The 18,305-nt window shown below is 73.5% G+C and carries 23 protein-coding genes and 1 pseudogene; 20 read left to right on the top strand and 4 right to left on the bottom strand.

Annotation, left to right across the window (positions count from 1 at the left end):
* Nucleotides 1-40 precede the first annotated feature (40 nt).
* The 10 genes and pseudogenes from OHA72_RS60835 to OHA72_RS60795 all read left to right on the top strand — a co-directional run bounded on the left by OHA72_RS60835 (nt 41) and on the right by OHA72_RS60795 (nt 6,657).
* The gene (locus tag OHA72_RS60835) at nt 41-847 is read left to right on the top strand and encodes a GDSL-type esterase/lipase family protein (RefSeq protein WP_327005164.1); all 807 of its coding nucleotides are present in this window, start codon (nt 41-43) and stop codon (nt 845-847) included.
* Nucleotides 848-1,030: 183 nt separating this feature from the next.
* Complete coding sequence (locus tag OHA72_RS60830; protein ID WP_327005163.1) at nt 1,031-1,963, top strand: amidase family protein; 933 nt, start codon at nt 1,031-1,033, stop codon at nt 1,961-1,963.
* A gap of 47 nt (nt 1,964-2,010) precedes the next feature.
* Nucleotides 2,011-2,154 (top strand): hypothetical protein, encoded by a 144-nt coding sequence (locus OHA72_RS60825; protein ID WP_327005162.1) that lies wholly within the window; start codon nt 2,011-2,013, stop codon nt 2,152-2,154.
* 205 nt (nt 2,155-2,359) lie between these two features.
* Complete coding sequence (locus OHA72_RS60820; RefSeq protein ID WP_327005161.1) at nt 2,360-2,812, top strand: GNAT family N-acetyltransferase; 453 nt, start codon at nt 2,360-2,362, stop codon at nt 2,810-2,812.
* 23 nt (nt 2,813-2,835) lie between these two features.
* Complete coding sequence (locus OHA72_RS60815; protein WP_327005160.1) at nt 2,836-3,468, top strand: CG0192-related protein; 633 nt, start codon at nt 2,836-2,838, stop codon at nt 3,466-3,468.
* A gap of 62 nt (nt 3,469-3,530) precedes the next feature.
* Nucleotides 3,531-3,656, top strand: coding sequence for a hypothetical protein (locus OHA72_RS60810; protein ID WP_327005159.1), 126 nt, complete (start codon nt 3,531-3,533; stop codon nt 3,654-3,656).
* Nucleotides 3,657-3,673: 17 nt separating this feature from the next.
* Nucleotides 3,674-3,934 (top strand): annotated as a pseudogene (locus OHA72_RS65425) (hypothetical protein); the annotation flags it as partial.
* A 300-nt stretch (nt 3,935-4,234) separates the two neighbouring features.
* On the top strand, nt 4,235-4,951 hold the full coding sequence (locus OHA72_RS60805; protein WP_327005158.1) for an alpha/beta fold hydrolase: 717 nt from the start codon (nt 4,235-4,237) through the stop codon (nt 4,949-4,951).
* A gap of 118 nt (nt 4,952-5,069) precedes the next feature.
* Nucleotides 5,070-5,861, top strand: coding sequence for an endonuclease/exonuclease/phosphatase family protein (locus OHA72_RS60800; RefSeq protein WP_327011899.1), 792 nt, complete (start codon nt 5,070-5,072; stop codon nt 5,859-5,861).
* A gap of 52 nt (nt 5,862-5,913) precedes the next feature.
* Nucleotides 5,914-6,657 carry a metallophosphoesterase gene (locus OHA72_RS60795; protein WP_327005157.1) on the top strand — a complete coding sequence of 248 codons (744 nt, stop codon included), beginning with the start codon at nt 5,914-5,916 and terminating at the stop codon, nt 6,655-6,657.
* A 100-nt stretch (nt 6,658-6,757) separates the two neighbouring features.
* On the opposite strand, the gene OHA72_RS60790 is transcribed toward OHA72_RS60795, so the two are convergent.
* On the bottom strand, nt 6,758-7,483 hold the full coding sequence (locus OHA72_RS60790; RefSeq protein WP_327005156.1) for a CTP synthase C-terminal region-related (seleno)protein: 726 nt from the start codon (nt 7,481-7,483) through the stop codon (nt 6,758-6,760).
* A 74-nt stretch (nt 7,484-7,557) separates the two neighbouring features.
* Here OHA72_RS60790 and OHA72_RS60785 point away from each other — a divergent pair, with 74 nt between their 5' ends.
* On the top strand, nt 7,558-8,430 hold the full coding sequence (locus OHA72_RS60785) for a LysR family transcriptional regulator (RefSeq protein WP_327005155.1): 873 nt from the start codon (nt 7,558-7,560) through the stop codon (nt 8,428-8,430).
* Here the strand turns inward: OHA72_RS60785 and OHA72_RS60780 are convergent.
* Nucleotides 8,427-8,909, bottom strand: coding sequence for a hypothetical protein (locus tag OHA72_RS60780; protein WP_327005154.1), 483 nt, complete (start codon nt 8,907-8,909; stop codon nt 8,427-8,429). The two genes, OHA72_RS60785 and OHA72_RS60780, sit on opposite strands and share 4 nt — an antisense overlap.
* A 49-nt stretch (nt 8,910-8,958) precedes the next feature.
* Here OHA72_RS60780 and OHA72_RS60775 point away from each other — a divergent pair, with 49 nt between their 5' ends.
* The 4 genes from OHA72_RS60775 to OHA72_RS60760 all read left to right on the top strand — a co-directional run bounded on the left by OHA72_RS60775 (nt 8,959) and on the right by OHA72_RS60760 (nt 12,687).
* Nucleotides 8,959-9,651 (top strand): response regulator transcription factor, encoded by a 693-nt coding sequence (locus tag OHA72_RS60775; protein ID WP_327005153.1) that lies wholly within the window; start codon nt 8,959-8,961, stop codon nt 9,649-9,651.
* A complete protein-coding gene (locus OHA72_RS60770) occupies nt 9,648-10,910 on the top strand; it encodes a sensor histidine kinase (protein ID WP_327005152.1) in 1,263 nt (420 codons plus the stop codon). Before OHA72_RS60775 ends, OHA72_RS60770 begins: the two co-directional genes overlap by 4 nt.
* Before the next feature lie 80 nt (nt 10,911-10,990).
* Nucleotides 10,991-11,461: a hypothetical protein gene (locus OHA72_RS60765; RefSeq protein ID WP_327005151.1), complete on the top strand. Its 471-nt coding sequence runs from the start codon at nt 10,991-10,993 to the stop codon at nt 11,459-11,461.
* 527 nt (nt 11,462-11,988) lie between these two features.
* The gene (locus OHA72_RS60760; RefSeq protein ID WP_327005150.1) at nt 11,989-12,687 is read left to right on the top strand and encodes a class I SAM-dependent methyltransferase; all 699 of its coding nucleotides are present in this window, start codon (nt 11,989-11,991) and stop codon (nt 12,685-12,687) included.
* Here OHA72_RS60760 and OHA72_RS60755 read toward each other — a convergent pair.
* Nucleotides 12,669-13,058, bottom strand: coding sequence for a MarR family winged helix-turn-helix transcriptional regulator (locus tag OHA72_RS60755; protein WP_327005149.1), 390 nt, complete (start codon nt 13,056-13,058; stop codon nt 12,669-12,671). The genes OHA72_RS60760 and OHA72_RS60755 overlap by 19 nt on opposite strands.
* Nucleotides 13,059-13,161: 103 nt before the next feature.
* Here OHA72_RS60755 and OHA72_RS60750 point away from each other — a divergent pair, with 103 nt between their 5' ends.
* The 3 genes from OHA72_RS60750 to OHA72_RS60740 all read left to right on the top strand — a co-directional run bounded on the left by OHA72_RS60750 (nt 13,162) and on the right by OHA72_RS60740 (nt 16,081).
* Nucleotides 13,162-14,592, top strand: a complete 1,431-nt coding sequence (locus OHA72_RS60750; RefSeq protein WP_327005148.1) for an MFS transporter — start codon at nt 13,162-13,164, stop codon at nt 14,590-14,592.
* Nucleotides 14,593-14,884: 292 nt separating this feature from the next.
* The gene (locus OHA72_RS60745) at nt 14,885-15,253 is read left to right on the top strand and encodes an ADP-ribosylation/crystallin J1 (RefSeq protein ID WP_327011898.1); all 369 of its coding nucleotides are present in this window, start codon (nt 14,885-14,887) and stop codon (nt 15,251-15,253) included.
* A gap of 48 nt (nt 15,254-15,301) precedes the next feature.
* Entirely contained in the window at nt 15,302-16,081 is a 780-nt protein-coding gene (locus OHA72_RS60740) for a GNAT family N-acetyltransferase (protein WP_327005147.1), read from the top strand.
* 26 nt (nt 16,082-16,107) lie between these two features.
* Here OHA72_RS60740 and OHA72_RS60735 read toward each other — a convergent pair whose 3' ends face one another.
* Complete coding sequence (locus OHA72_RS60735) at nt 16,108-17,397, bottom strand: ATP-binding protein (RefSeq protein WP_327005146.1); 1,290 nt, start codon at nt 17,395-17,397, stop codon at nt 16,108-16,110.
* A 141-nt stretch (nt 17,398-17,538) separates the two neighbouring features.
* On the opposite strand from OHA72_RS60735, the gene uraD reads away from it, so the two are divergent.
* Complete coding sequence (gene uraD / locus OHA72_RS60730) at nt 17,539-18,018, top strand: 2-oxo-4-hydroxy-4-carboxy-5-ureidoimidazoline decarboxylase (protein WP_327005145.1); 480 nt, start codon at nt 17,539-17,541, stop codon at nt 18,016-18,018.
* On the top strand, nt 18,015-18,305 hold the full coding sequence (locus OHA72_RS60725) for a hydroxyisourate hydrolase (protein ID WP_327005144.1): 291 nt from the start codon (nt 18,015-18,017) through the stop codon (nt 18,303-18,305). Before uraD ends, OHA72_RS60725 begins: the two co-directional genes overlap by 4 nt.

Below are 18,305 nucleotides of genomic sequence, written 5' to 3'. Positions count from 1 at the left end.
CGATGTGCCCATCGTCACCAGATGGACACAGAATGTATGGGTGCTCGCGCTCGCGGGCCTCGCAGTGCTGGCGCTCGCCTGCGAGGGCGGCACCGCCGGTCCCGCGCCGAGCGGCGGCGGCTCCGGTTCGATGGCGGCGCTGGGCGACTCCGTCACCACCGCGTTCGCGTCGTGCCTGGCGCCGACCCCGTGCCCGCGCAACTCGTGGTCGACCGGCGACGGCACCCGCGTCGACAGCCACTACCGGCGGCTGCTGAAGTCCAGCCCGGGCCTTCGCGGCCACAACGCCGCCGAGGGCAAGGCCCGCGCCGACGCCCTCGCCGCGCAGGCCCGCACCGCGGTCACCGCGAAGGCCACCTACGTCACGATCCTCATCGGCGCCAATGACGCGTGCCGCCCCACCATCGCCGAGATGACGCCCGCCGACGCGTTCCGCCGCCAGATCGACGACGCGCTCGCGGTGCTCAAGCAGGGCCTGCCGCAGGCGCGAATCCTCGTGGTGAGCATCCCCGACATCTACCACCTCTGGGAGATCGGGCACACCAGGGACGTCGCGGTGAAGGCCTGGTCCCTCGGCATCTGCCAGGCGCTGCTCGCCGCGCCCACCTCCACCGCACCCGCCGACGCGGCGCGCCGCAAGGCGTTCCGGGAGCGCATCGACGCGTACAACTCCCAGCTCGTCGCGGCCTGCAAGGCCTACGGCGCGCGGTGCAGGGACGACGGCGGCGCGGCGCACCGGGTCGCGTTCAGCCTCGACATGATCACCGCGCAGGACTTCTTCCACCCGAACTCCGCCGGGCAGAACGCCCTGGCGAAGGCGACCTGGCTCGGTCCGCCGGACTGGTGAACCGCCGTGTCCTGGCGGCGTGGGCGTTGGCTCATCAGCGGTTCGCCGGACCGGTGAACCGCTGTGTCTTGGCGGCTTGGGCGCTAGGCTCATCAGCGGTCCGCCGCGGCGTTGCGGTGACCGCGCCGATGAGGTAGGTGGTCCGGTGTCGATCTTTTCCGTGCCGTGTTCCGGGGGCCCTGCATGACCGCCGACCCTTCCGTGTGGCGGGTGAAGGGGATGCCCCTCGCCCCGGCCACCGGACACGGCCCGCTCGACGGCCTGCGGGTCGCGGTCAAGGACCTGTTCGAGGTCACCGGCTTCGCGGTCGGCGGGGGCAACCCTGCCTGGCTCGCCTCCGCCCTGCCCGCCGCGGCCGACGCCCCCGCCGTCGCCCGGCTGCGCGCCGCCGGCGCGGTGATCCAGGGGATCGCGCACACCGACGAGCTCGCCTACTCCCTGTCGGGCACGAACGTCCACTATGGTGCCCCGCCCAACCCCCGCGCTCCCGACCTGGTCACCGGCGGCTCCTCCAGCGGCCCGGCCTCGGCGGTCGCGACCGGCCACGCCGAGATCGGCCTCGGCACCGACACGGGCGGCTCGATCCGCGTGCCCGCGTCCTGCTGCGGGCTGTACGGTCTGCGCCCCACCCACGGCGCCGTGCCCACCGACGGCGTGCTGCCACTCGCCCCGTCGTTCGACACCGTCGGCTGGATCACCGCCACCGCCTCACACCTGGCCCTCGTCGGCTCCGTGCTGCTGCCCGAGGGCCCGTCGGCACTGCCCTCGCGGCTGCTCACCGTCGACGGCGCGCCCGCCGCCGAGGGCTTCGGCCTGCCGGTCTCCCGCGTCACACTGTCCACCTGGGACGACCCCGACCCGTTGCTGCTGGCCTTCCGGCAGGTGCAGGCGGCCGAGGCGTGGCGGGCGCACGGCGACTGGATCACCGCCCACCCGCGCGCCCTCGCCGTCGACGTCGAGGACCGCTTCCGGTTCGGCGCGGCCGTCACCGCCGCCGAGGAGACCGCCGCACGGGAGTTCCTGGCGCAGCGGCGGGCCGAGCTGCTGGACCTCCTCGCCGACCGCGACGCCTGGCTGGTCCTGCCGGCCGGCGGTCCCGGGCACCCCGCGAGCTGAGCCCCGTCGGTCGCGACGCGTGGCGCCGGGAAACGCTGCGGTGCGCCGTGCCCGCCAGCGCGTACGGGCTGCCGAGCGTCTCCGTGCCGACGCCGTCGTCGGGCCCGCCGGCCGGGATCGCCGTCATCGCGCCACCCGGGCACGACTTTGGCCTGCTCGCGCTGGCCCAGGTCGACGGGACCAGCTCGTGAATACTGTGCCGCCGACCTTCTCCCTGGAGCGCGTGATGATCGACCCCATCGAGTCCCGGTGCGACGGTGCCGGCCGCGGCCCGTCGCCGGCCGTGTCTGCTGCGGCGGTGGCCTGAGATGGCGGCCGTGGAGCTCAGGGACGTCCGCGACGACGGCGCCGGCCGCGGCCCGTCGCCGGCCGTGTCTGCTGCGGCGGTGGCCTGAGATGGCGGTCGTGGAGCTCAGGGACGTCCGCGACGACGACCTGGAGACGTTCTTCGTCCATCAGCAGGACCCGGAGGCGGCCGGGATGGCGGCGATGCCCTCGCGGGACCGCGACCCGTTCTTCGCCCACTGGGCACGGACCCGCGCCGACCCGGCCAACACCCTGCGCACCGTCCTGGCCGGCGGTGCGGTGGCCGGCAACATCGTGAGCTGGGAGCAGGACGGGCAGCGCCTGGTCGGCTACTGGATCGGCCGGGAACACTGGGGCCGCGGCGTCGCGACCGCCGCGCTCGGGCTCCTGCTCGACCAGCTGCCCGACCGCCCGGTCCACGCCTACGTCGCCACCGCCAACACCGGCTCGGTCCGCGTGCTGCGCAAGTGCGGCTTCCACCCCGCGGGCCCGCCGCACACCGGCGACGACGGCATCGAGGAAGTCCTCTACATCCTGGAATGACCGCCGGGCTCTACGATGTGATCATGGCGCTGTTGCACCGGGCGGACCTGACGCCCACCAAACTCGAACTGCTCAACGCGTGGCTGCCCACCAAGGACTGGTACACCGGCCCCGCCGAACCCGACCTGGAGAAGGTCGGCGCGTTCCGCTTCGACGACCCCGCCGGCGAGGTCGGCGTCGAGACGATGCTCGTCCGCGCCGGCGACGGACCACTGCTGCAGGTCGCGCTCACCTACCGCGCCGCGCCGCTGGCCGGCGCCGAACGGTGGCTGATCGGCACCACCGAGCACTCGGTCCTCGGCCCCCGCTGGGTGTACGACGCCAGCGGCGACCCGGTCTACGCCGCCACCCTCGCCGCCACCATCCTCACCGGCGCCGCCGAGGCGGCCGAGGAGTTCGAGGTCGACGGCGTCCGCCAGGTCCGCCCGAACCCGATGCAGGTCACCGGCAGCGGCCACGCCGGCGTGCCCGTGCCTGCTGTCACCGCTGTCCTCGATGTGTCGGACACCCACCCGACCCGCATCGCAACGGACTCCGTCACCCTGACCGTCCTGCGTGTGCTCACCGGCGACGCGGCCGCCCCGGGCGACGCACCCACCCTCACCGCCACCTGGCCGGGCAGCCCCACCCCGCACCTGCTCGCCTACGCCGGCTGACCCCTGCTGCCGGCTTCCGGTCGGTCCTGAACACCCGCCCGTCGCCCGGCGTGCGCCACTGCATGAAGAACAGCATCAAGCGCCTCGTCTGGGTACTGGTGGCCACCGCCGGTCTGATCGCCGTCACCGCCGCGCCTGCGGCAGCCGGCACGAGCTTCAACCACTCCGAGCCGTTCCTCGGCGCGTAGTCCCGGCCGCCCATCCGATGTGGACGCTCATCAGAGCCCGGCAACGACACCGGCGTGCGCTGCGGCTCTGGCGGTCCGGCCACCGGCTCCGCGCCCTCGACCTGCGCCGCCACGCGGTTACCGGCTTCGAGGGCGCGGAGCTCGCCGCCGCCCTGCTCACCCTCGGCGACCTGGAGTTCCGCCTGGCCGAGTACGCCACGGCCGCAACCACCTTCCGCCGCGCCCTGCGATCCATGGCACCGCACGACCCTTTGGCGGTCGCGGCATCGGTGCGCCTCGGGGACGCGCTACGGGTTCAGGGGAGGCTGCCCGAGGCGGAGGAGGTGCTGCGCGCGGCAGGCCCGCACCCGGCGGTGCTCAACGCGCTCGGCGTGCTCTGCTGCCGCGCGGAGGCGGTTGCATCTGGCGCCGAGGCGGGAACATATGGCGTTGAGCCGGGTCCACGGCGCGCGGAGCCGGGCGTACGCCGCACGCGCCGTCGCAATCCTCACCCGGGCGCTCGGCCCGCAGCACCCGTTCACCCTGCGCGCGGGTGCCGGGTGACTCACGGCCGCGCCCGCGTGCGGGATGCTGTCGGAGTGACCGACCTTCGAGTGCTCTGCGGCGGCTCCGGCACGCCGACGGTCCTGCTGCTGCACGGCCTCGGCGCCACCGCCGAGGTGTGGGACGACCTGACCGCGCTCCTCGACGGGGCGTGGGTGGCACCCGACCTGCCCGGGCACGGCGGCTCGGCGTGGCTGGACGAGTACACGTTCGCCACGGTGGCCGACGCCGTCGCGGGACTGGTCGACCCGCGCGGCACGGTCGTGGTCGGACACTCGTTCGGCGGGGTGATCGGGCTGCACCTCGCCCGCGTCCGCGGGGTGCGCGCCGTTGTCGGCCTGGGCATCAAGGTCGCCTGGACCGTGGAAGAGCTCGACCGTGCCGCCGCGATCGCCAGGAAGCCGCCGATCATCCACCCCACCCGCGACGAGGCTGCAACCCGCTTCCAACGGGTCGCGGGTCTCGTCGGCCTGAAGGACGATGTGCCCGATGCGGCGGTGACCCGAGACGGCGACGGCTGGCGGACCACCCACGACCCCAGGACATTCGCGGTCGGCGACCCACGCGTCGCCGACCTGCTCGCCGCCGCACCCGTCCCGGTCGTCCTCGCCCGAGGCGAACACGACCCCATGGTGAGCCACGAGCAACTCGCGGCGCTGGTCCCAGACCCCGCCGACCTGCCCGGCCTCGGCCACAACTCCCACGTCGAGGATCCCGCAGCGCTCCTCCCGATCCTCGCCGCCCTGCGCTGAGGCCCGCCACCCCGCCCGCCTGCCCGCCGTCCTGGCCGCCGGCCCGTGCCGATCGCGCTGCCGTGGCGGGTCGGGGGTGGCGCGGGTCGTCTGATCTACGATCGGGCCGGTGCGGATCATGACCTGGAACCTGTGGTGGCGGTTCGGTGACTGGCGTGCCCGGCACGAGGCGATCCTCGCGACGCTGCGGGCCGAGCGCCCCGACGTGTGCGGGCTGCAGGAGGTCTGGGCGGTCCGGGACGGTGCGCACCAGGCGGAGCTGCTGGCGCGCGAGCTCGGCATGCACTGGGCGTACAGTCCGTCGCCGTCGCCCGGACGCTGGCACTCGCGGATCGGCGACACGGGCATCGACGTCGGCAACGCGGTGCTCAGCCGGTGGCCGATCGCCGACACGGCGATCGGGGACCTCGGCGGCGAGGGGCGCACCGTGCTGCACGCCCGCGTCGACGCGCCCGAGGGCCCGATTCCCGTGTTCACCACCCATCTGGACTCCAGCCCGGACGGTTCCGCGGCGCGGTGCGCGCAGGTCGAGCGGCTCGTACCGTTCATTGCCGCGCACCGCGTCGAGGACCATCCGCCGGTGCTCACCGGCGACTTCAACGCCGAACCCGACTCCGACGAGATGCGGCGCACGGGTGGGCGCCTGATCGCCCCGGTCGTGCCCGGGCTGGTGATGGTCGATGCGTGGCGGTACCGCGACGATGCCGACCCCGGCTGGACCTGGGACCGCCGCAACGAGTACGTCCGCGAGTACTGGGCGCCGAGTGCCCGGATCGACTACATCCTGGTGGGGTCGCCCCGTTCGGCCGCCGGTCGTGGCCGCGTCGAGCGGGTCCACCTGGCGGGGACCGCCCCGCACCAGGGGATCTGGCCGTCCGACCACTTCGCCGTGGTCGCCGAGCTGCGCTGAACGCCGTCCCGCGCCGCGGCGAGCTAGGGTCGGGCGCACGGGGGAGGTCGGCATGGCGACGATCGCGGTCATCGGTGACGTGGGCGGCTGCGCCGCGCAACTCGCCGCCGCACTGGAGGGTCTCGATGCTGGTGACACGGTCGTCATCCAGGTCGGCGACCTCGTCGACCGCGGCCCGGACAGCACCGGTGTGCTCGACCTCGTCCAACCCAGGATCGATGCGACGCCGCGCCGCTGGATCCAGCTTGCGGGCAACCACGAGGCGCAGTACACCGGCGGCATGAGCTTCTGGGCCGAGCGGCTCAGCGACGCCGACGCCGGGCGGCTGCGGAGCTGGTGGTTGCGGGACCGGATGCAGGTCGCGGCGGCGGTGCGAACCGCCGCTGGGGAGGAACTGCTCGTGACCCACGCCGGGCTGACCGTCGCGGCGTGGCGGGAGCTCGGCGGGCCGGTCACCGCCGCCACCGCTGCGGACCTGCTCAACACCAGGCCCGAGCCGCTGCTGTGGGCGGACCACGGCCCGCTGTGGGCGGAGCACGTCGCCGCGTCGTGGCTGCAGGAGCACGAGCCGATGCCGTTCTCCCAGGTCCACGGGCATTCGTCCATCGTGGACCATCACCGCCGGGTGTGGCGGTGCGCGGAGCGGATCCGGCAGCGGTCCACGGTGGACTGGGACGCCCGGCACACGACGACCAGGGTGAGCGGCGCCCGGATCATCGGCGTCGACCCGAAGCACGGCAGGCTCGGCGCACCGACCTGGGCGCCGCTGCTGCTCCCCGGCGCCGAACTGCTCTGACGCACGCCGAACTGCTCTGACGCACGCCGAACTGCTCTGACGCACGCCGAAACGGCGCCACCGCACACCGAAACGGCGCCACCGCACGCCCGGAAACGCGCTACCGCACGGCGGGCTGGCGGGCGGCAACGGCAACGGCCGCCTCGGCGAAGGCGCGGATGACGACGTGGCAGCGGGTCCCGTCCCCGGCCAGCTCCGGCTGGAAGAGCGTGCCCATGAGGAACGGGTGCCCGTCCAGCTCGGCGACCCGCACCTCACCGTCGTCGTCGAATCCGGTGAACCGCAGCCCGTGCCGGGTGAGCTCCGGCAGATAGGCGTGGTCCAGCCCGTACGCGCAGTGGTACCGCTCCACGGACCGCTCGACCCCGAAGACCCGCTCGGCGAGGGAACCGGGGGTCAGGTTGACCGCGCCCTCGTGGCCGACGAGCGAGCAGGCGAGCGGCACGATCAGCTGCTGCCCGGCGTCCGGGTCGGACTCGCCGTGGCTGGCGTCGGCGATGCCGCAGACGGTGCGGGCGAACTCGAGCAGCAGATGCTGGAACCCGCCGCACGTGCCGAGAAACGCGATCCGGTGCTCGCGAGCCACCCGCACGGCGTGCAGGGCGCCCTCCTCGCTGTGGTACGGGCTGCCGGGCAGCAGCCAGATCCCGTCGAACCCGGCGAGGTCCGTCGCCGTCGCGTCGTCGGTCGGCACCCAGTACGCGTCGATGCCGATGCCGTGCTGCGCGCGGAGCACCTCGAACAGCCCCGGGATCCGGGTGTGGGAACGCACGTGCGGTGAACGGTCGCCGACAAGGGCGATGCGGGCGGTGCGGGTCGCTGCCATGCGTCAACTGTCCCGCCGCGGTCTCCATCAGTCCAACAACACATTTGCGTAGCGGGATAAGCAATACTGATGTCGTGGACCCGCACCTGCTGAGCACGTTCGTCACGGTCGCCCGCACCGGGTCGTTCTCCGCCGCCGCGCAGGAGCTGGGCTACACGCAGTCCGCGGTGTCGCAACAGATCGCCGCGCTGGAGTCCGACCTGGGTGCCACACTGCTGCACCGCCGGCCGGTCGCGCCGACCGACGCGGGCGCGCGACTGCTGGAGCACGCCGGCCCGATCCTGCTGCGGCTGAGCGCCGCCCGCGCCGACGTGACCCGTCTGTCGGGGCAGCCCGCCGCGACGGTCGTGCTCGGCGCCACCCCGTTCGCCGGCAGTGACCGGGTCGCCGCAGTGCTCGCCTCGGTCCAGCGGGCGATGCCCCGCGTGCGGTTCACGCTGCTGCTCGCCGGGCGCGACGCGGTGGCCGCCGGCGTCGCCACGGGCACCCTCGACGTCGGGCTCGTCGACGGGGTGACCGCGCCCAGCGACCCGTTGCCACTGCCCGATGCGGGGCAGCTGTCGGCGTCGGTACTGGCACAGTCGGCCGCCGTGGCGGCGTTCCCGATGGGCCACCCGTTCGCCGGACGACGCTCATTGCGGCTCGCGGACCTGGCCGACGCCACCTGGATCGACGCGCCCGACGTGGCAACGCCGCTGCCGCAGCTGCGGGCCCTGGCCCACGCCGGCGGGTTCCGTGCCGGGCTGCGCTACCCGGGCACCGACACCGGTGGCCTGCTCGCGCTGGTCGCGGCCGGCGCCGGGCTGGCGCTGCTGCCCGCGCCGCTGAGCCACCCCGGCGTCATGGGCGTCGAGGTCACGCAGCCGCGACTGGTCCACCGCGTGGAGCTGGTCCACGGCTCCCTCACCCCACCGGCCCGCGCTCTCGCCGAGGCTTTCGCCGGCTAATCGTCGTCGACGACGGTGAGCTGGGGTTCGGTGCCGGAGCAGGTGACCCGGGCGCGGACGTCGCCGCCGCCGCTGCGGGCCTTGAAGCGCAGCGAGGCGACCGCCGCCGGTCCCCGCTGCTCGGGCTCAGCCTTGAACCCCGAGTTGGGCGTCCACGACCGCAGCGTCACCAGGCCGGCCTCGCACACCGCCACGATCGTCCCGCCGGAGGTCGTCAGGGCCCGCACGACCCCGGTTCCGGCCGGCAACGACGCCGGCGATGAGGCGGGCGCGGGTGTCGGCGATGCCGTCGCGGGCCCGGCGGACGACGCGGCCAGCAGTGCGTCGACGTTCGCCTCGGTGTACGGCGCATCCGCCGTGCCGAAGATGCCCTGCCGCATTGAGCCGACGGCACCCGTCGCCACCGCCGTGGCAGCCGCCACGGTCAGCAGCCACGCGCCGCCCGCGAGGACCCACCGCCGTACCACTGTCGCCGCCATGCCCACCACTATCCACCGCCGACTGCTAAGAGATGGTTAACCTCGGGCTATGGCGAAGGTGCTGATCGTGGAGGACGACGGGACGATCCGCACCGGCGTGGTGCGGGCGCTGACCGAGCGCGGCCACGTCGTGGTGCCGGCCGCGACCGCGATGGACGGGCTCAAGCTCGCCGTCGCCGAGGCGCCGGACGTGGTCCTGCTCGACCTCGGCCTGCCCGACCTCGACGGCCGTGAGGTGCTGCGCATGCTGCGCGCGGTCAGCCGGGTGCCGATCATCGTGGTCACCGCGAGGCGCACCGAGGGCGAGATGGTCCGCGCCCTGGACGCGGGCGCCGACGACTACGTCGTCAAGCCGTACGGTGCCGAACAGATCGACGCCCGGATCCGCGCCGTGCTGCGCCGCGCCGACGGCGGACCGTCAGCACCCGAACGGGACCCGGCGCTGGACGTCGACGGTGTGCGCATCGATCCCCGGGCCAGGACCGCGACCCTCGACGGCGTCCCGCTGGACCTGACCCCACGCGAGTTCGACCTGCTGTACCACCTGATGTCCCGCGCCGGCGAGGTCGTCGGGAAGCGGGAGCTGCTGACCGAGGTGTGGCAGCTGCCGTACACCACCGCCGACAAGACCGTCGACGTGCACCTGTCATGGCTGCGCCGCAAGCTGGGGGAGACCGCGCAGGAACCCCGCCGCCTGCACACCGTGCGCCGGGTCGGCGTCAAGTACGGGCTGCAGCCGTGAGGTGGCGGCTGGCGCTGCTCGTCGCGGCCGCGATGACCCTGGTGCTGCTCGCGTTCCTGGTCCCGCTCGCGCTGCTGCTGCGCGGTGTCGCCGCGGACCGGGCCGTGTCGGCGGCCACGACGCAGGCGCAGTCCATCGGCGTGCTCGTCGCGACCGCCGATCCGCAGTCGCTGCGCCTCGCCGTCGAGCAGGTCAACGTGGACGCCCGGCGGCCGGTCACCGTGTACCTCCCGGACGGCAGCACCGTCGGCCCCGCCGTCGGCCAGACCCCGGCCGTGCGGCTCGCCGCCCGCACCACCAGCTTCTCCGTCGAGCACGCCGACGGCCGGGAGGTCCTCGTCGTCGTGCAGGGCCTGCCGCAGGGCACCGCCGTCATCCGGGTCTTCGTCCCGCGCGACGAGCTTCGCAAGGGTGTTGCACGGGCGTGGCTGGTCCTCGCGCTGCTCGGCGTCGGCCTGCTCGCCGTCGGGGTGGCCGTCGCGGACCGGCTCGCCGTCATGGTGGTGCGCCCGATCCGTACCCTGGCAACGGTCTCCGACGCACTCGCCGGCGGCGACCTGGACCGCCGGGCGCCGGCCGCGGCGGGGCCGCCGGAGGTGCGGGCGGTCGCCGCGGCCCTCAACCAGCTCGCCGCCCGGATCCGCGACCTCCTGCGGCACGAACGCGAGCGCGTCGCGGACCTGTCGCACCGCATGCGGACCCCGATGACCGCGCTCCGGCTGGACGCCGAGGGCCTGCGCGACCAGGACGAGGCGGCCCGGATCCTGGCCCACGTGGCCGCGCTCGACGATGCCGTCACCGCCGTCATCGAGGACGCCCGCCGCGAGCATGATCTGCCCTCCTGCGACGCGACCGCCGTCGTCGCCGAACGGATCCGGTTCTGGACGGTGCTCGCCGAGGACCAGCAGCGGCCGGTGGAGGCGGACCTGCCGGACGGCCCGCTGCCCGTGGCGGTCTCCGCCGCCGACCTCGCCGCGTGCGTCGACGCGTTGCTGGGCAACGTCTTCGCGCACACGGAGGAGGGCGTCGCCGTCGCGGTGACCCTCGACCCCCGCCGGGTCCTCACCGTGCAGGACGCCGGCACCGGCTTCGACCCGGCCGCCGGCGCCCGCGGTGTCAGCGGCGCCGGATCCACCGGGCTGGGCCTGGACATCGCGCGGCGCACGGCCGAGGCCGCCGGCGGCACGCTGACCGTGGACCGTTCGCCGCTCGGCGGTGCGCGGGTCACTGTCACGCTGAGCGCGTTAACCGAACCTTAGGGTTGCCACAGCACCTCGATATCGCCGTGCCCGGCAACGTGGTTTCTGCAAGAGCAGAACAACCACGGAGGTGTACGGCAATGCGCAAGACCCTCATCATCACCGCAACCGTGACGGCGGCCCTGGCGATCGGCGGCACGGCACTGGCCGCGTCCGGCCCGTCCGGCGACGACCGCCCGGCCCGGGTGTCCACTTCGGACAGTCCGTCCGCGTCGGCGTCGGCCGACGACCACGGCGGGGCGTCGCCCTCGGCGTCCAGCGACGACGCGACCGCGTCCCCGTCGGCCTCCGCGTCGACGGACGACCACGGCGGCAACCCGTCGGCCTCGGCATCCCCGTCGGCAGACGACCACGGCGGCAACCGCACCACCGGCTCCGGCAACGGCGGCTCAGGCTCGGGCAGCGGGAGCGGCGGCAGTGGGAGCGGGGGGCACGGCGGCGGGGACGACGGCCCGGGCCACGACGCCGGCGATGACCACGGCAGCGGCGGCCACGGCGCTGACGACGGCCCGGGTCACGACGTGGGCGACGACCACGGCGGCGAGCGCTGATCCCGCACCACCGATCACTCCGCCACCTCGCCGCGGGCCCGGGCAGCGGCGCGGGTGACGGCCACGGCGAGTGCTGATCCCGCACCACCGATCACTCCGCCACCTCGCCGCGGGCCCGGGCAGCGGCGCGGGTGACGGCCACGGCGACCGTTGATCCGCACCGCCGGCAACTCCGTCACCTCGCCGGCAGCTCCGGTCCCATCCGGTGCCGTCGGCGACGGCGGTCCGACCCGCCTTGCCGGGCTCGGACCGCCGAGGCCCGCGACGCCGGAGCCGGCCCGCCGACCTTCCGCACCGATCGCCGGTGGTCATTGCGCCACGTCGCCCGGGTGGCGTTCGTCCCAGCTGGTAGGACACCTGCGAAGGCCCGCAGACCTGGCACGGGCAGCGCGGAGGTGATCTCTGCAAGCGTGTTTCAGTGAGCTGGGCGGGAAGTCATCCCAAAGAACGGGACCCGGGCCCGGGCGAGGGTTCCGGAAGGGCGGCCGGGTGTTGGCTTCCCGGGTCCTGGTTGCGATCATGGTTTGGTGACCCTGCTCGATGACGACACGCTCGCCGGCTCGGCAGTGGTGGCCAACTCCGCGATGAACCGCGAGCGTGCCCTCGCCGGGGTCAACAGCTACGACCGTGAGCTGGGCTTCAACCCGGTCGACGCGCTCCTGCCGCTGGTGTCGGTGACCGGCGCCCCGGACACCGTCGCGTGGCTCGACCTGTGCTGCGGCACCGGGCGGGCCCTGGTCGAGGCGGCCGCGAGGCTGCACGCCGCCGGGGTCGGCGACCGGGTCCTCGTCCACGGGGTGGATCTCGTCGACGCGTTCGACCCCGCGCCGGACGTGCCGTGGCTGCGGCTGACCACCGCGTCGGTGGCGGAATGGAAGCCCGATCGGCGCTACGACCTCATCACCAGTGTGCACGGCCTGCACTACGTCGGCGACAAGCTCGGCCTGCTGGCGAGCGCCGCGGGCTGGCTGACCGACGGCGGCCGGCTCGTCGCCGACATCGACCTCGACAGCGTCCGGCTCGAGGACGGCAGGCCCGCCGGGCGGCGGCTCGCCGCGCACCTGAGGGACGCGGGCTTCAACTACGACGGCCGGCGCCGCAGGATCGGCCGGGACGACCGGGGCGAGGTCACGCTGCCGTACGAGTATCTCGGCGCGGACGACAAGGCGGGCGCCAACTACACCGGCCAGCCGGCGGTCGACTCCTACTACCGCAGGGTGTCCTGAGCCTGCAAATGGCTTGCGAGCACCGACAGGTGGGTCTCGCGGGCGGCGGTGTGACGCTGCAGACCCTCGGCGGTGAGCGTCACGAACACGCCGCGCCGGTCTGCCTCGCACAGCGCCCGTGACACCAGGCCGCTCTTCTCCAGCCGTGCGACCGCTCGCGACAGCGCGCTCTGGCTGAGATACATGTCCGCGGCAAGGTCCTGCATGCGGCGCTTCTCACACTGCTGCGCGACCAGCCGGTCGAGGATCTCGAATTCGCTCATGCTCAGTCCGTGCGCGTCGGACAGCGCGCGCTCCAAATGGCATGCCACCTCGTTGTAGCTGGTCAGCAGCGAGCGCCAGTGCTCGACCAGCGCTGCCTCCGACGTCATGCCGCGCATCCTACCCCCGTACGTCATCCGGATGCACCTACATTAAATGCACCAGCATTTAGTGCATGGACATTGAATGCACACGCATCTAGTGTTCCGTCCCGTGACTACGACCCTCCCGGCCCCAAGCGCCACCACCACGCCGGAGACCCACGCGACGATGACCCCGCGACTCTGGGGAGTCCTCGCGGTGCTCTGCGCCGTGCTGTTCCTCGACGGCCTCGACGTGTCGATGGTGGGCGTCGCGCTGCCGTCCATCGGCGCCGAGCTCGGCCTGTCGACCACCTCGCTGCAGTGGATCGTCAACGGTTACGTCCTCGGCTACGGCGGCCTGCTCCTGCTCGGCGGGCGCACCGCCGACGTCCTCGGCCGGCGCCGCGTCTTCCTCGCAGCGCTCGGCGTCTTCGCCGTCGCGTCCCTCGTCGGCGGCCTCGTCGACGACGGCACCCTGCTCATCGCCACCCGGTTCGTGAAGGGCCTCGCCGCCGCGTTCACCGCGCCGACCGCCCTGTCGATCCTCACCACCACGTTCCACGAGGGACCGGCCCGCAACCGCGCACTGTCGGTCTTCTCGGTCTTCGGCGCCAGCGGGTACAGCTCCGGCCTGATCCTCGGCGGCCTGCTGACCAGCGTCGGCTGGCGGTGGACGTTCCTGATCCCGGTGCCGCTCGCCATCGGCGCCCTGGTCGCCGGCGTCGCCCTCATCCCCAGGGATGAGCCGGCCGCCAACGGCGGGCACGACCTTGCAGGCGCGGCCACGCTGGTCGGCGGCATGCTCCTGGCCGTCTACACCGTCGTGTCCGCACCGGACCGCGGCTGGCTCGACCCGGTGACGCTCGCCTCCGCCGTCGTCGCCGTGGCACTGCTCGTCGGCTTCGTCGTCATCGAGCGGCGGGTCGCGCACCCGCTGATCCGCCTCGACATCCTGCGGGTCGGCTCGATCGTGCGGGCAAACCTCAGCATGGTGGCGCTGTTCGGGTCATACCTGAGCTTCCAGTTCATGATGACGCTGTACCTGCAGGACGTGCTGCACTGGTCGCCGCTGAAGATGGCGCTCGCGCTGCTGCCGGCCGGCCTGCTCGTCGCGTTCGGCTCACCGTTCGTCGGCCGGCTCATCGACCGCTACGGCACACCGCGGCTCATCGTCGCGTCGATGCTGTCGATGAGCCTCGGCTACGGCTGGTTCCTGCTCACGGCCGGCAGCGCACCGCACTACCTGGTCGCCATCCTGCCGACGATGCTGCTGCTGGGCGGCGGCTTCGCGTTCGGCTTCAGCTCCATCATGGCCCAGGCCACCGACGGCGTCGCCGATGAGGAGCAGGGCCTCGCCTCCGGTCTGGTGCAGAGTTCCGGCCAGGTCGGCGCGGCGCTCATCCTCGCGGTCGTCACCGCCCTCGTCGCCACCGGCGGCAAGGGAACCGGCGACTTCACCCAGTTCCACCCCGGCGTCAACCTCGTCACCGGCATCGCGCTCGTCGGCCTGGCGCTGAGCCTCGTGCCGGTCCTCACCCGCCCGCGCGGCCGGCACGCGTGATGCGAGACTGCACGGCGTGGTGAAGGCATACGGCATCGGCCCGGTCGGCGGCGAGTTCGTCCGGGCCGATGCCGGCTGGCCACCGGCGCTCGCGGCGGCCTGCGGGCACCGCGCGGGCAGCGGCGCGTACCGGCTCGACGGCCCGGGCCTCGCCCACCTCATCGAACACGCGGACCCGGATGACATCGCCGCGCTGCGCTGGCTCGACGGCGACGACATCCTTGCCGTCCTCACCGAGGACCTGGCCGCGCCGGCCACGGACCCCGACGTGGCCAGGCTCGCCGCCCACCTGCTGGCCGGCCGGGTCGAGGACGCCGCCGGCACGACCACCCTCTGGCGTCCCGTCGGACCGCAGGAGCTGCGCCTGGTCGAGGCGTCCGGCTGGCGCCGGTGGCCGCCGCGCCTGCCGGACCAGCCGATCTTCTACCCCGTCCTCAACGAGGCCTACGCCACGCAGATCGCCCGCGAGTGGAACGTTCCCGCGTCCGGCGTCGGTCACGTGACGCGATTCCGGGTGCAGACGCTGTTCGCCCGCCGGTACACCACGAAACGCGCGGGCGGCGGGCACATTCTGGAACTGTGGATTCCCGCCGAGGATGTCGGCGCCCTCAACGAGCATCTGGTCGGCACGATCGAGCTGGTCGGCACCTACACCGATTGACGCTGCAAACCGCTTGCACACAGATCCACGAAGGTGTGGTCTTGAGGCGTGGACGCCCAGCAGGTGCTAGCCCTGTTCGACCGGAAGATCCGCCAGGAGCCGCGCGTCGGCGCCGACTCCGGCACCGTCGTGGAGCGGGAGCCCGGCATCGTGCGGGTCGTCTCGGCCAGCGACGGCTGGCACGGGATCGCCTGGTGCGACCTGGACGGCCTCGACGCGGACGCGGTCATCGCCGCGCAGATCCAGCGCTTCGGCCAGCTCGGCCAGCCGTGGGAGTGGAAGCACTACTCCTATGACCGCCCCGCCGACCTCCCCGAGCGGCTGCTCGCCGCGGGGTTCGAGCCGGACCCCGCGGAGGGCCTGCTCTTCGCCGAGCTCGCCGACCTGTCGCTGGACGTGACCCTCCCCGCCGGCACGAGCCTGCACGAGGTCACCGACGCCGCCGGTGTCGACCTCGTCGTCGCCGTGCACGACGAGGTCTTCGGCGGTGACCACTCCCGCATCGGCAAGGACCTCACCGCCCGCCTCGCCGACCGGCCGGACTCGATCGCCGCCGCGGTCGTCATGGCCGGCGACCGCCCGATCTGCGCCGGCCGGGTCGAGTTCCACGGCGGCGCCGGGTTTGCCAGCCTGTGGGGCGGCGGCACCGTCGCGGACTGGCGCGGCCGGGGTGTGTTCCGCGCGCTCGTCGCCCACCGCGCCGCGCTCGCCGCCGCGGCGGGCTACCGCTTCCTGCAGGTCGACGCCTCCGCCGACAGCCGCCCGATCCTGCGCCGCCTCGGCTTCCAGCAGCTCGCGACGACGACTCCGTTCGTGCGCAACCCGTAGCGGCGGGCCACGTCCCGCGGGCTCGGTCAGGTCCGGACGGCGCTCACCGCGGCGAGGAGATCGGCCTGCGTGATCGGTGACGGCGGCTTGCCGTTGCGCGCCTCGTGCATCGCCTTGTCCAGCTGTGCCCTCCGCAGCGCCTCCTTGAAGTCCGCACCCGTCATCCCCGTCGACGCCGCGGCGATGGCGGTGACGTCCAGGTCGTCGGCGAACAGCCGGAACCCGCCGACCTCGTGCCGGGCGATGAGGCGCCGCAGCAGCTTCGTGAGGATGTCGGCGCGGGCCTGTGGGCCGGGCGGCGGGACGGCGAGCTTCAGGTCGAAGCGGCCGGAGCGGACCAGGGACGCGTCGACCCGGTCCGGGAAGTTGGTGGTCGCCACGACGATGACGTTGGGGTTGTGTTCGATGAGGGTGTTCATCTCCTGCTTGAAGATGCCCGCCACCGCGTTGATCATCTGGCCGGCGGCGTCGAACGCGGCGCCGGTGTAGCTGATGATGGAGTCGAACTCGTCGAAGAGCAGGACGGTCGGTTGGCGCAGGCGCCGGGCGTCGGCGAAGATCCGCTGGATGTTCTTCTCGGAGTTGCCGACCCACTTGTCGAGGATCTCCGGGGTGCGGATCTCGCGCAGGTCGCCGCCGATCTCGTTGGCGAGGGCGCGGGCCAGCATCGTCTTGCCGGTGCCGGGCGGGCCGTAGAGCAGGATGCCCTGCGGCCTGGTGGCGCCCCAGCGGGCCATGACATCGGGGTGGCGGAAGGACACGGCCACGTCGCGGAACTGGGCCACGACGTCGTCGAGGCCGCCGACGTCGTCGAGCCGCACGGTCTCCGAGCCGCCGTCGGTCAGCTCCGCGACCTTCAAGGCGGGGCTCACGGTGACCGGGCCGGTGGCGCCGGTCAGCTCCATCACGGCGAAGACGAGCGACGGCAGGTCGGCGGAGCGCAGGACCAGGTCGGCGCCCTCCTCCGCGACCGACACCGTCGGGTCGGGCACGGTCGTCGGGCGGTCGCGGGCGGAGCGGGCCAGACCGACCGCGATCACCGCGCCGAGGACGGCACCGGGCAGGCCGAGCAGCCGGAACAGTGCCCCGCCCGCGGCGCCACCGACGAACGCGCGGGCGATGCCGGGCAGGCTCACCGCGTTGCGCGACCAGCGGGCCGTGTACCCGTCGGGGCCGGCGGTCAGTTCGACCCCACGGTCGGGCAGGTCGTGGCCGATCGGGCGGGTGGGGCCGTCGGCGGTGATCAGGTGCGCGTCGACGATCCGCAGCGAGCGGCCCGACACCTCGATGAGCTCGATTTCCGGCCGCAACTGCATCCTTCGAGTCTGCCACGCATACCACACGGCGGCAGGGTTCGAAGGTACCGGAGAAAACGTGGATAAAAAGCAAGAAAAGCGACAAGATCTAGACATGAAACATCCCCGGAGTAGGGTGCCGGGGATAGTGAGAGGGGGGCCATGCTCGACCGGTTCAACGGTCTGCCGCCCGCCGCGGCGCAGGAGGCCCTGCTGGCCTGCTGCGCGTCGCCCGGCTGGGCCGCAAGGGTGGCCGACCACCGCCCGTTTCCCACACCCGCCGACCTGGTCGTCGCTGGTGTCGCCGCGTTCGACGAGCTGACGTGGCCCGACCTGGCCGCGGTGCTCGCCGCGCACCCGCGCATCGGTGAGCGACCGTCCGGCGACAGCGCCGAGGCCACCTGGTCGCGGCGCGAGCAGTCCGGCGTCCAGGGCGCCGACGCCGAGCTCGCCGCCGCCAACCAGGCCTACGAGGACCGTTTCGGCCACCTGTTCCTCATTTTCGCCAGCGGCAAGTCGGCGGACGAAATCCTCGCCGCCGCCCGTGGGCGCCTCGGCAACGACGAGGAGACCGAGCGGCGCGTCGTGCGCGGCGAGCTGCGCAAGATCGTGGAGCTGCGCCTCGAACGGCTCGTGGCATGAGCTTCTCCACGCATGTCCTCGACACGTCCAGGGGGCTGCCCGTCAAAGGGGTGCCCGTGCGCCTGGAAACCCCTTCGGGCACGCACGAGGGGGTGACCGACGCCGACGGCCGGTGGCGGCTCGAAACACCGTTGCAGGCCGGTCGGCACCGCCTCGTCCTCGAGACGGAGTTCGCCTCCGACTTCTTCCCCGAGGTCGCCATCGTCTTCGCGGTCGCCGACGACCGGCATCATCACGTGCCGCTGCTGCTGAGCCCGTTCGGATACTCGACCTACCGAGGGAGCTGA

The sequence above is a fragment of the Dactylosporangium sp. NBC_01737 genome, assembly GCF_035963215.1.
Lineage (GTDB): Bacteria > Actinomycetota > Actinomycetes > Mycobacteriales > Micromonosporaceae > Dactylosporangium.
Note: the sequence above shows the minus strand (reverse complement) of the source record. Positions and strands in the feature narration are given on the sequence as shown.